Annotated in this window: 9 protein-coding genes; all 9 read left to right on the top strand. The window is 49.7% G+C overall.

Features of this window, described 5'->3' with window-relative positions; genetic code table 11:
- The first annotated feature begins 23 nt into the window (after positions 1-23).
- The 9 genes from NQ542_RS06195 to NQ542_RS06155 all read left to right on the top strand — a co-directional run bounded on the left by NQ542_RS06195 (position 24) and on the right by NQ542_RS06155 (position 12,446).
- Positions 24-1,154 carry an acyltransferase family protein gene (locus NQ542_RS06195; RefSeq protein WP_005638315.1) on the top strand — a complete coding sequence of 377 codons (1,131 nt, stop codon included), beginning with the start codon at positions 24-26 and terminating at the stop codon, positions 1,152-1,154.
- A gap of 76 nt (positions 1,155-1,230) precedes the next feature.
- Positions 1,231-2,448 carry an L-serine ammonia-lyase gene (locus tag NQ542_RS06190; RefSeq protein WP_005638314.1) on the top strand — a complete coding sequence of 406 codons (1,218 nt, stop codon included), beginning with the start codon at positions 1,231-1,233 and terminating at the stop codon, positions 2,446-2,448.
- A complete protein-coding gene (locus tag NQ542_RS06185; RefSeq protein WP_022321363.1) occupies positions 2,449-3,447 on the top strand; it encodes a glycoside hydrolase family 43 protein in 999 nt (332 codons plus the stop codon).
- Positions 3,448-3,527: 80 nt separating this feature from the next.
- Positions 3,528-3,698: a hypothetical protein gene (locus NQ542_RS06180; protein ID WP_224204891.1), complete on the top strand. Its 171-nt coding sequence runs from the start codon at positions 3,528-3,530 to the stop codon at positions 3,696-3,698.
- Between the two features lie 150 nt (positions 3,699-3,848).
- Complete coding sequence (locus NQ542_RS06175; RefSeq protein WP_005638309.1) at positions 3,849-4,658, top strand: IclR family transcriptional regulator; 810 nt, start codon at positions 3,849-3,851, stop codon at positions 4,656-4,658.
- 6 nt (positions 4,659-4,664) lie between these two features.
- Positions 4,665-6,440: a YncE family protein gene (locus NQ542_RS06170; protein WP_005638308.1), complete on the top strand. Its 1,776-nt coding sequence runs from the start codon at positions 4,665-4,667 to the stop codon at positions 6,438-6,440.
- The gene (locus NQ542_RS06165) at positions 6,437-7,531 is read left to right on the top strand and encodes a chorismate transformation enzyme, FkbO/Hyg5 family (protein ID WP_005638306.1); all 1,095 of its coding nucleotides are present in this window, start codon (positions 6,437-6,439) and stop codon (positions 7,529-7,531) included. The genes NQ542_RS06170 and NQ542_RS06165 overlap by 4 nt, the downstream gene beginning before the upstream one ends.
- 128 nt (positions 7,532-7,659) lie before the next feature.
- Entirely contained in the window at positions 7,660-8,421 is a 762-nt protein-coding gene (locus NQ542_RS06160) for a cupin domain-containing protein (RefSeq protein WP_005638305.1), read from the top strand.
- A gap of 29 nt (positions 8,422-8,450) precedes the next feature.
- Positions 8,451-12,446 (top strand): SUMF1/EgtB/PvdO family nonheme iron enzyme, encoded by a 3,996-nt coding sequence (locus NQ542_RS06155; RefSeq protein WP_005642801.1) that lies wholly within the window; start codon positions 8,451-8,453, stop codon positions 12,444-12,446.
- The last annotated feature ends 94 nt before the right edge of the window (positions 12,447-12,540 follow it).

Here is a 12,540-nt window from a genome sequence, read left to right as displayed (position 1 = left end):
TAAATCATAAATCATAAATCATCATGAAACCATCTTATCAACGCCTGGAGTCGCTCGACGTGTTACGTGGCTTCGATTTGTTTTGCCTGGTGGCGCTGGAAGGGGTTCTGCATCCTCTCGGACGTGCGATAGATGCGCCTTGGTATAACGATTTTTTGTGGTGCTTCTCGCATGTGCAGTGGGATGGGTTCTCTTCGTGGGACTTGGTGATGCCGCTCTTCATGTTTATGGCGGGCGTGTCGATGCCGTTCGCCCTTTCCCGATATAAAGTGATGCCGGATAAATGGGCGGTCTACCGTCGTATCGTCAAGCGGGTGGCCTTGCTCTGGATCTTCGGTATGATGTGCCAGGGAAATCTTTTAGGATTGGACCCGGACCGGATTTATCTTTATTCGAACACATTGCAGGCAATTGCGATGGGCTATCTGATTTCGGCAATGCTGTTCCTGCATGTGCGTCTGTCCGTGCAGATCGGGACGGTGGTCGCCTTGTTGTTAGCCTATTGGGGAGCCATGCAATTTATTACGGTCGATGGTTATGGAGGTGGCAACTACACGCCGGACGGTAACCTGGCGGAATGGGTGGACCGTACGGTCCTGGGGCGATTCCGCGATGCTGCTGTTGTGGAGAATGGACAGATCGTATTTGCCGAATCTTATCGTTATACCTGGATATTAAGCAGCCTGAACTTTGGCGTGACGGTGCTGACCGGAGTTTTTGCCGGGCATATCTTGAAGAGCGGAATGGACCGGAAGCACAAATGGCAATGGCTGTTAGGAATCGGTGCGATAATGGTTGCGCTGGGCTGGCTGTGGGGCTTGCAGTTGCCGGTGATCAAGAAGATATGGACGAGCTCGATGGTGTTGGTCAGCAGCGGCTATTGTTTCCTGTTGATGGGCTTGTTCTATTATTGGATCGATTATAAGGGACACCGGAAGAACCTGACTTGGTTGAAAGTCTACGGCATGAATTCGATCGTGGCCTATATGCTGGCTAACGTGATTAGTTTCAGATGTATAGGAACTTCTCTTTTTCATGGCCTCGAACAATATACAGGAAATTATTATCCGGCTTTGATTGCAGCGTCGAACGCATTGATTATTTATGTAATTTTGTGGCTGCTTTATAAGCGGAATATATTTTTGAAAGTGTGAAAAGATTTATAATTTATCATCAATGCATAAACTATAAATCATAAATTACAAATGATAACTCATAAATCTCAAAACAATGGAATCGATCAAGCAAATATACAGGATCGGTCACGGGCCGTCCAGTAGCCACACAATGGGGCCGATGCGTGCTGCCCGGATGTTCCTGGAACGCAATCGGGGAGCCGTACGTTTTAATGTTACGCTCTATGGGAGCCTGGCGGCTACAGGCAAAGGCCACATGACGGATGCGGCAATTCTCGAAGTGTTGAGCCCGGTGGCCAAGACCAATATCACTTGGGAACCGAAGGTGTTCCTGCCTTTTCATCCGAACGGCATCCTCTTCCAGTCGTTTGACGAAAGCGGAGAGGAACTGGATAACTGGACGATTTACAGTATCGGGGGAGGGACGTTGGCAAACGAAACCTACAACGAGTTGACGCAGGGCCAGGTTTACGAAATGCATACTATCAAGGATATACAGGCCTGGTGTGAAAAAACCGGCCATTCCTACTGGGAATATGTCGAACAGTGCGAAGGTCCGCAGATATGGGACTATCTGGCCGAAGTATGGGAAGTGATGCAACAAGCAGTCCGTAATGGCCTCGAAGCCGAAGGCATCTTGCCCGGCGGTCTGGGAATCCGGCGTAAGGCATCCGACTATATGATCCGTGCCAAAGGTTACGGCAGCAGTATCAAAAGCCGTGGGATGGTCTATGCGTATGCTCTGGCCGTTTCCGAGGAGAACGCTTGCGGAGGCAAGATCGTGACGGCCCCGACCTGCGGTTCGTGCGGTGTCATGCCGGCTGTGCTTTACCATCTGAAAGAGTCCCGCGACTTCCGTGACTCCCGTATCTTGCGTGCGTTGGCGACAGCCGGGTTGTTCGGTAATGTGGTCCGTACGAATGCATCCGTTTCCGGGGCCGAGGTAGGATGCCAGGGAGAGGTCGGTGTGGCTTGTGCGATGGCTGCTGCTGCGGCCAGTCAGTTGTTCGGGGGGACGCCTGCACAGATCGAGTATGCGGCCGAGATGGGGCTGGAGCATCACTTGGGACTGACTTGCGACCCGGTTTGCGGGTTGGTACAGATTCCTTGTATCGAACGCAATGCCTTTGCGGCAGCCCGTGCGCTGGATGCGAACACCTTCTCCAATTTCTCCGATGGCAAGCACCGTGTAAGTTTCGACCAGGTGGTGGAAGTGATGCGTCAGACCGGAAACGACCTGCCGAGTCTCTATAAGGAAACATCCGAAGGGGGGTTGGCTAAGAATATGGAACAGAAAAAATCTAACTCATAAATGAAAAAAAGTTTATATGTGCTATTGTGTGCTGCCGCATTAGTTTCGTGCGGACAGCCGAAACAGCAACAGAAGGCTGTTGCTGATGTCGTGACCAGTGGTAATCCGATATTCGAGGGCTGGTATGCCGATCCGGAAGGGATCATTTATGGTGATACCTATTGGGTTTTCCCGACCTGGAGCGATGCGTATGAGAAGCAGACTTATTTCGACTGTTTTTCATCCAAGGATTTGGTGAACTGGACGAAACATTCGTCTGTGCTCGATACCTCCGCCGTGAAATGGGCGAAGAAAGCCATGTGGGCGCCGTCTATCATCCATAAGGATGGCAAATATTATTTTTTCTTCGGGGCCAACGACGTGCATGAAGGTGAAGTAGGAGGAATCGGGGTTGCCGTCAGCGACCGCCCGGAAGGTCCGTATAAGGACCTGTTAGGCAAACCGCTTATCAACGAGATCGTAAACGGGGCACAGCCGATCGACCAGTTCGTTTTCCGTGACGATGATGGCCGCTACTATATGTATTACGGCGGTTGGGGACATTGTAATGTCGTTCGCCTGAACGACGATTTCACCGGGTTGGTTCCTTTTGAAGACGGGACGGTCTACAAGGAAGTGACACCGGATAAATATGTGGAAGGTCCGTTCATGTTCAAGAAGAACGGTAAGTACTATTTTATGTGGAGCGAAGGGGGCTGGACAGGTCCCGATTATTGTGTCGCTTATGCGATTGCCGATTCGCCTTTCGGACCTTTCAATCGTATCGCCACGATTCTCCAGCAGGATTCGACAATCGCGCGAGGAGCCGGGCATCATTCCGTATTGCATGTTCCGAATACTGAAGATTATTATATCGTCTACCATCGCCGCCCGCTGAACGACAATACTCGCGACCACCGTGTGACTTGTATCGACCGGATGACTTTCGATGAGAACGGATTTATAAATCCTGTTAAAATGACTTTCGAAGGTGTTCCTTCCCGTACAATAGATAAGTAAGATTTGGTTTATCTCTAAAAGATATTAAAACAGGAGTGTAGCTGTTGCGCTCCTGTTTTTTTATATTGCTTTTGATGCGTGTGTCAGACATATTGGAACATTATTGGATTATTGGTTTTATCCTGCTCACGACAGGTACCTGTATCGCCTGGCTTGTATATGGGTTGATGTCGGTGGGCAATAGGGGGATCATCTACCTGTTCGTAGTGTTCTTTAACATACTGGCCATCGTCAGCTACAAGAAGAGTTGAAAGTTGCTTCGCGTTGCTATTTGCATTTTCACTTTCACCTTTCAACTATAATGTGTTTTACGACATACTTAACTAATTTTTACAAACATCCTGCTTGCATTTATGCGCTCTCTTTTATATTTGATTCAAATCTGAAACAATATTTCAAATATGGAAAGCGTTATTCCAAATATGGAAAAAGCAGAAGAGAACTACAAGGTTCCGAATCTCGAAAAAGGGATCGCTGTACTTGAGTACTTGTCGCTTCACACCCAGGGTGAGACGCTTCAGGATATCAAGTCCGCCCTTGATATTTCACAGACTACGGCCTACCGTATTTTAAATACGTTGGTCCGTCTGGATTATTTGATCTATAATGAAGACACAAAAAGGTACAAGTTATCCCGTAAATTACTAACTTTGGGATTCAGATCGTTGAATGAACACAATTTGCTGGAAACTGTTTTGCCTCGTTTGCGCGATTTGCGCGACCAAGTGAAAGAGACGGCATGCTTCGGCGTGCTGGGGGACCGGAAAGGTATCTTTATCGAGCAGGCGCAGGGACATCATACGTTCCGTTTTATCCTCTCGCCGGGAAAACCTTTCGATTTGCATTGTTCGGCTCCGGGAAAGGCGATCATGGCTTATTTGCCGAATACAGTCCGGGACCGATATTTGTCTTATATGGAATTTACACGCTACAACGCCCGGACTATTACTACACGTGACGCTTATCTGGAGGAACTTGAAAAGGTCCGGAAATTGGGTTATGCCATGGATAATGAGGAAGAACTGAACGGTGTGATTTGCATCGGAGCGCCTATCTTTAATTATACGGGTTATCCTTGCGGGGCAATTTGGATTTCAGGCCCTAAGGACCGGCTGTCGAAAGAGGTCGTACGTGTTTCGGCAGACTGTATAAGGAAAGTGGCCCAGACGATTTCTCTTGAGTTGGGATATAGTAAAGCAAAAAAAATATAATATACCATGAACACACGAAAATACATGTTTAAAAACTCACTGGTGGCTTGTTTTGCCTGCTGTTGCATCTCCTTTGCTTCAGCAGGCAACCCACCGTTCTTCCCGACAGATGTCGTGGCGAACGCCAAAGGTGAGTTGCTGATGACAGATAAAGGAGTAAAGCGGGTGGATGTTTTTTCGCCTGATGGCAAGACATTGTTGCGTTCTTTCCCGATGGACGAAGCGCCTACGGGTATCCTTTTGGATGGCGACAAGGCATATGTGACTACATTCGGAACGACAGGCCATTTACAGATCCTCTCGCTCGAATCGGGCAGGGTGGAGGCTTCTATTCCGACCGGTTCGGGAGCATGTCATCCGATGTTCGGTCCGGACAAGAAGCATATATATGTATGTAACCAGTTCCAGACCACGATTTCCGAAATCGATCCGGTTGCGCGGAAGGTGATGCGTACGGTGAAGGTATTGCGCGAACCGAAGTCCGCCGTGTTCAGCAAGGACGGCAAATATATGTTCGTCACGAACTTCCTTCCTGCACAGCGGGCTGATCTCGATTATGTGGCCGCCTGTGTATCCGTCATCGAAATGGATGGCTTCACGAAGGTGAAGGACATCCAGTTGGCAAACGGAAGCAATGCCCTTCGGGGAATCTGTATAACTCCCGACGGCAAATATATATATGTATCGCACAACTTGGGGCGTTTCACCGTCCCTACATCTCAATTGCAGCAGGGATGGATGAACACGAGTGCTTTTAGCGTGATCGATGTCGACAAGCAGGAGTTCCTGGGAGCCATCGTCGTGGATGAACCCGAACGGGGTGCGGCCGGTATCTGGAGCATTGCCTGCAACGACGAGTCTGTTTTCATCTCCCATTCGGGAACGCACGAGATCAGCGTGATTGACCATAAGGCGATGTTGGAGAAATTCCTGAACTATCCCAATAAGGCGGTGTTGGACTACGACCTGACTTTCTTGTATGGCCTCCGCGAACGTATCCCGCTGGAGGGGAACGGTCCTCGCAATATGATCCTGAACGGTGACAAGCTGATTATCCCGACTTACTTTGCCGATATCCTGAACATCATGGATATCAATACGAACGAAGTGACGTCTGTCGAACTGAATCCCGGACGTGAAGAAACGGCTGAAAACAAGGGTGAACGCTACTTCAACGATGCTTCGCACTGCTTCCAGAATTGGCAGAGTTGTAATGGCTGCCATCCGGGAGACGGACGAACGGATGGCATGAACTGGGACTTGATGAACGACGGTGTCGGCAACTCCAAGAACTGCAAGAGCATGCTCTTTAGTCATGTGACTCCTCCCAACATGATTTCCGGTATCCGTGAACATGCGGAACGGGCTGTGCGGGCAGGATTCAACTTCATCCAGTTTTTTGAAGTTTCGGAAGAAGATGCTGTTTGTGTGGATGCCTATTTGAAATCACTTCGTCCCGTGCCCAGTCCTTACTTGGTGAATGGCGAGCTGTCTGATTTGGCAAAGGAAGGGCAAAAGGTTTTCGAAAAGCTGAAATGCGGGGAATGCCATAGCGGTGTTTATTATACGGATATGAAATACCACCGCATAGGTGAGGATATAGAGTTCGAAAAAGGTTGGGATACTCCGACTTTGCGTGAAGTGTGGCGTACGGCTCCTTATTTGTTCGACGGACGTGCCGTTACCATGAAGGAAGTGTTCAGTGTCCATAAACACGGCATCGAGAAGAAAGTTTCAGAGAAAGATATCGAAGCATTAACCGAATATGTGAACTCTTTATGAACTATTGCGATAAAATACATTATAATATTTATACGACCGGACTGGCTACTTTCGGTGAAATGGTAGACGCCCTGCTGGCACAGTTGCCTCAAGACGAACAGATTCTCCGTTTGGCATTCTTCGGCATGCCGAACGACAACGAACAATACGTTTCCCGTCGCATCATGCTGCGTGAGAAAATCCGTAAGTTTTATGGGAATCATGAACCGGTATTGAGTTATGTTTCCCAGCCACCTCTGAATGCCGGACTTATCTTGGAAGTCCATAGCTACAAAGCGGACGAAGACGATCATATCACCTTCCGCCGTCACGGCGGCTTCCCGTATGTCGTACTGGAAAATGCCGATGGCCGTTTCCTCTTTGCCGGTGGCCTCCATGGGGATGTGATAAACTTCGGTATCCAGCAACAGTCCGCCGAAGTATTCCACATGATGGGAGAGGTGATGCGCCGGGAAGGCTTCCCCGTAAACTGCATCATCCGTCAGTGGAACTACATCGAGCAGATCACCCGCTTCGACGGGCCGGACCAGCATTACCAGATGTTCAACAACGCCCGTGCCGATTTCTATGGAAAGACGGACTGGAGCAACGGTTATCCGGCTGCTACCGGTATCGGGGCCAACTTGGGAGGCATACTGGTCGATTTGGATGCGGCCGTGTTCGCCCGTTCCGAATGCTATGCCACCCCGATCGACAATAAATTGCAGATAGCCGCCCACGCCTATTCGGACCAGGTCCTCGAAGCTGCCCAGCAGAAGAAAGCCACTCCGAAGTTCGAACGGGCCAAAAGCATGACTTTCGATGACCGGCGGATCGTTTATATTTCCGGTACGGCAGCTATCCGCGGGGAGGAAAGCCTGGTTGGAGTAGGGCTCGGACGCCAGCTCCATATCACGATGGAAAACATCGGCCAGCTGATTGGTAAGGCGAAACTGAAAATGCTGCGTGTCTATCTGAAAGAGAAATCCTTCTATGAAGAGGCACGCGAACTGCTGGAAGGATATAATTTGAATATCCCCATATCTTATATGTGGGCGGACGTTTGCCGGGATGAGTTATTGATCGAAATAGAAGGGATCGCCATCGAGTAAACGTTTCATAGGCATCAAACAAAAGTTTCCTCGTATGGAAACAGTCGTTTCACCCTATGGAAACAAAGTTTCTCCGGTAGGAAATAGGTACAGAACAAATATTACTAACTAAATAAACAAGAGAAAAAATGAAAAAGAATCTTATGAAATCGGCCGCTATGGGAGCCCTCCTGCTTTCGATGGCTGCATGTAACGGCAAAACATCTACTGGCGAGGCTACCTGTTGCGCAGCGGCAGGCGAAGGACAATGCACCGAACAGTGCGGAAACGACTGCAAGAATGAATGTAACAACAATGCTAACTGTAAAATTAATAAAGAAATGAAGTATTCAAAGAAGTACACAAATGCCGATTTCTACAAAGACGGCAAGTTCCAACAGGATGTTGCTATGGAAGCAATGAAAGACATGTTCGCTTTCTACGGTGTTCCTTTCACCGAACTGATGGCTAAGGACATGTGGGTGACTGATTTCGGTCTGGGTGATTTTGAAAACGTGGGTATGGGTGGTATTTTCTGGGTCAACGATCCTGAATACGGCTACTTCGCTCACGCGATCTACCTGCTTCCGGGACAGATGATCCCCGAACATGCGCATGTAAAGACCAAATTCCCGGCTAAACATGAATCCTGGATGGTAGAAAAGGGATGGGTTTACAACTTCTCTGAAGTAGGCGACGAGACTCCGAACGCTCCTGCTATCCCCGCTACCCACGGTGCGATCAAGAGCAAAAATTTCGTCGTACAGAATGTAGGTGATGTTCTTCGCCTGAAAAAACTGGAAACATTCCACTTTATGATGGCTGGTCCTGAAGGTGCTATTGTTGATGAATGGGCATGCTACCACGATAATGACGGCTTGCGCTTCACCAACACGAAAGCTGCGTTATAATAAGTAATAAACACCTTATAATTTATTACATGAACAAATACTATTTATTAGTATCACTCTTTCTGTCCTCTTCTGTTATGGTGTCTGCCGGCCCCAAGCAGAAGAAGGCGGAAACGTGGATTGATGCTTCAGTCAAAGCCAAAACGGAATTACAGGCAAAGCTGAAGAAATCCGGAATGCCGATCGTTTCTACCTGGATGAAGCATAAGGCGAAAGCCGAACCTTTCGTGGTAGACTTGAAAGGCGTGGATAAGCTGGTGCTTGTAACGGCCGGTGGTCCCGATGGTACGGATTACGACCAGGCTGTATGGGCGAATGCCCGTTTGATCAAAGCCGATGGTACAGCCGTATGGTTGGACGAAGTTCCTTATGAATACGGTGTTGCCGGTTGGGCAAAACCCAAGATGAACACGAATGCATACGATCATGAGATCGTTATTGCTGGAAAGGAATACAAACACGGTGTGTTCTGCCATGCGAACGGCACGTTGGTATACCCGGTGGGTGGCCAGTATGTCCGTTTCGAAGCCGAAGTCGGTATCGATGATACTTCAAGTGGCGGAAGTGTGTTTTTCCAGGCATTGAATACGGTTCCGACCTTTGTGGCGGAAGAATTGAACAACAAGTATCCGGAAGAAATCGGTATGCTGGGTGCGGTACTGGACGGCCTGGATACCTGGTTGATCACCCCGGATGCCTCAGTCGAAAAGCAGGCTGCGGATAATGCGATCGCCCGATTGAAGGACGGAGCCTACTATTCGAATGTGGCAAAGCAGATCGCAAACGAAAAAGATCTCAATACACAGATACGCAAATATCTCGAACTGGTTGAGAAAGTACAGGAGCTGTACACGCTTCAGAGCGATTTGGAATGGCTGAACGTCGAGGCTGTCAAATTGGCTTTCGCCGATATGAAAAAGCAGAAAGGCTACGACGCCGCCAAATACGAACCGATGCTGAACGAACTGGTACGGCTCGAAAAGAAAGGTTTCAAAGGCATCTATAACGGTGACGAACAGGCTATCGCCGATGCCAAGAAAGCATTGGAATGCAAACGTGCCATCTTGCTGGCTAACCCGTTGCTGGATGCCGACAAGATCGTGGCAGCCCGTTTCAAGGTAGGTTCAAAGGCACACCAGATCATGACTCCTTCCTTGGGGACTCAGGCCAATAACTGGAGTAACCAGGAATCTGCCGGTCGTGAGGGCTTCGATGCCGAGATCGTCGAACTCTCCAATCTGCGTGGCGATATACAGATGCGTCAGGTCTACAAACCGAAAAACGGTTCTTCCATCGCTGACCTGAAACTGCATTGGGACGGTGACCGTGTGATGTTCACACAGACACAGGACGACAAGCGCTGGAACATCTATGAAGTGAATCTGGATGGGACAGGCTTCAAGCCGCTTGTGGAAAACGACGAGCCGGATCTGGAGTTCTACGATGGTACTTACCTGCCCGACGGTCGTGTGATCGCTATCTCCAACATCGGTTACCAGGGTGTTCCTTGTGTGAACGGTAGCGATGCGGTAGGTAACATGGTGCTGTATGACCCGAAGGACAAGAGCATGCGCCGCCTGACATTCGACCAGGATGCCAACTGGAATCCGGTCATCATGAATAACGGCCGCGTGATGTACACCCGCTGGGAGTACACCGACCTGACCCACTACTATTCCCGTATCGTAATGCACATGAACCCGGACGGAACGGAAAACAAAGCCCTCTACGGTAGCGGTGCGATGTTCCCGAACAGTACGTTCGACGTGCAGCCGTTGCCCGGCCACGGTTCGGCGTTCGTCGGTATCATCTCCGGCCACCACGGTGTGGCACGTTCAGGCCGTATGATCATCTTCGATCCGACCAAGGGACGTAAGAGCACAGCCGGTATGGTACAGGAAATCCCTCACCGTAACCGTCCGATCAAAGAAGAAATCAAGGACCAGCTGGTAAACGGTGTATGGCCGCAGTTCATCAAACCGACTCCGCTGAACGACAAATACTTCCTGGTTGCAGCCAAGTTGGACCCGCATGCCTTGTGGGGACTCTATCTGGTGGACGTCTACGACAACGTGACCTGTCTGATGCAGGCAGAAGGCGAAGGCTATATCAGCCCGATCCTGGTGCGCAAGACAAAGACTCCTCCGTCCATTCCCGACCGTGTGAAACTGAATGAAAAGGAAGCGACCTTCTTTATTCAGGATATCTACGAAGGAGAAGGTCTGAAAGGTATTCCTCGCGGAACGGTCAAGTCTCTGCGTCTGCATGCTTACGAATATGCGTATGTAAAGACTCGTTCCGACCATAACTGGCATGGAATCCAGTCCGGTTGGGATATCAAGCGTATGTTGGGGACGGTTCCTGTCGAAGAAGACGGTTCCGTGATCTTCAAGGCTCCTGCCAATACACCGATCTCCATCCAGCCTTTGGATAAGGACGGCGTGGCTATCCAGTGGATGCGAAGCTGGGTGACCGGTCAGCCGGGCGAAGTGGTTTCCTGTATCGGTTGTCATGAAGACCAGAACCAGATCGCGATCCCGAAACGTGTGATCGCTTCGCAGAAAGCTCCGTCTGCTTTGACTCTGCCCGAAGGCGGTACACGCTCTTTCACGTTTGACCTGGAAGTGCAGCCGATCCTGGACCGCGCTTGTATTGCTTGTCATAACGGTGAAGGAAAAGCGTTCGACCTGCGGGGTGGAAAGAAAGACAAGCTAGGTTATGGCACGTCTTATCTGAACTTGCATCCGTATGTGCATCGTCAGGGAGGCGAAGGCGACATGGTCGTTTTGCAGCCGTACGAATATCATCCCAACACGAGCGAATTGGTACGCTTGCTGAAGAAAGGCCATCACAACGTGAAACTGACCGATAAGGAATGGAAGACGCTTTATAACTGGATCGACTACAACGCTCCCGACAAGGGTTATTTCAATGCGAACGTATTGACTGATCTTCCTTATAAGGGATTCGACCAGATCAAGCGTCGTAAGGAATTGACCGACAAGTATGCGAACGGAGCCGGTGTCGACTGGAAGAAAGAAATCGCCGACTATGCCGACTACCTGAAGAAACAAGGCCCGATCACCCCGGTAATGCCTGAAAAGGCCGCTCCTGTAAAGGAAAAGACCTTGAAGGTGAAAGGTTGGCCTTTCGGTGCTGACCGGATCAAGGAAATGCTGGCTAAGGAGAAGGAAACCCGTAAGGTGGTTGAGATCGCTCCGGGTGTGAAAGTCAATTTCGTCCGTATCCCGGCCGGTGAATTCGTGATGGGTAGTTACCGTGGCGAACCGGATGCTTATCCGACTGCCAAGGTGAAGATCGACAAAGCCTTCTGGATGGCCGAGCTGGAAACGACGAACGAACAGTTCAACGTTGTCTTCCCGGATCACGACAGCCGTTTCGTCGATCAGCAGTGGAAAGACCACGTGGTTCAGGGATATCCGGCCAATAAACCGGAACAGCCTGTTATCCGTGTCAGCTACAACGATGCTATGGAATTCTGCCGGAAACTGAGCGAAAAGACCGGTCTCAAGATCACGCTTCCGACAGAAGCACAGTGGGAGTGGGCTTGCCGCGCCGGTAGCGACCAGGACTTCTGGTATGGCGACATGCATGCGGACTTCGGCAAGAAGGACAATTTGGCGGACAAGACAACGCTGTTGTTTGCCGTTTACGGTGTAGACCCGCAGCCGATGGCGAAGACCAACCCGTGGTACAAGTACTATACCTTCCTTCCGAAAGAAGAGAGCGTGGACGACGGTAACCTGGTCCAGGTCGGCGGCAAGGCTTATGAGGCCAATCCCTTCGGTCTGTACAGCATGCACGGAAACGTAGCCGAATGGACCCGTTCCGACTATGTATCGTATCCGTACAATGAGAAGACGAAAGAGACATCCGAATACAAGGTGGCCCGCGGCGGTTCTTATATCGACCGTCCGAAATATGCGGCTTCCCATACGCGTAAGGCTTACTATCCGTACCAGCGTGTGTTCAACGTCGGCTTCCGTATGATCATTGAAGATTGATAATGAAAAGGTATAGATGATATCTATCAACTAATAGAGGACACAGATGTGGCAGATTGCCACCGGTTATTTCATCAAACGATTAATCTGCGTA

The organism is Parabacteroides merdae ATCC 43184 (assembly GCF_025151215.1).
Classification (GTDB): domain Bacteria; phylum Bacteroidota; class Bacteroidia; order Bacteroidales; family Tannerellaceae; genus Parabacteroides; species Parabacteroides merdae.
The sequence above is the reverse complement of the archived record's forward strand: the minus strand, read 5'-3'. Positions and strand labels throughout refer to the sequence as shown.

What these genes read in the sequence shown, in the direction of transcription:
- NQ542_RS06195 (WP_005638315.1), top strand. Translation starts at nt 24, where the DNA reads ATGAAACCATCTTATCAACGCCTGGAGTCGCTCGACGTGTTACGTGGC.
- NQ542_RS06190 (WP_005638314.1), top strand. Translation starts at nt 1,231, where the DNA reads ATGGAATCGATCAAGCAAATATACAGGATCGGTCACGGGCCGTCCAGT.
- NQ542_RS06185 (WP_022321363.1), top strand. Translation starts at nt 2,449, where the DNA reads ATGAAAAAAAGTTTATATGTGCTATTGTGTGCTGCCGCATTAGTTTCG.
- NQ542_RS06175 (WP_005638309.1), top strand. Translation starts at nt 3,849, where the DNA reads ATGGAAAGCGTTATTCCAAATATGGAAAAAGCAGAAGAGAACTACAAG.
- NQ542_RS06170 (WP_005638308.1), top strand. Translation starts at nt 4,665, where the DNA reads ATGAACACACGAAAATACATGTTTAAAAACTCACTGGTGGCTTGTTTT.
- NQ542_RS06160 (WP_005638305.1), top strand. Translation starts at nt 7,660, where the DNA reads ATGAAAAAGAATCTTATGAAATCGGCCGCTATGGGAGCCCTCCTGCTT.
- NQ542_RS06165 (WP_005638306.1), top strand. Translation starts at nt 6,437, where the DNA reads ATGAACTATTGCGATAAAATACATTATAATATTTATACGACCGGACTG.
- NQ542_RS06155 (WP_005642801.1), top strand. Translation starts at nt 8,451, where the DNA reads ATGAACAAATACTATTTATTAGTATCACTCTTTCTGTCCTCTTCTGTT.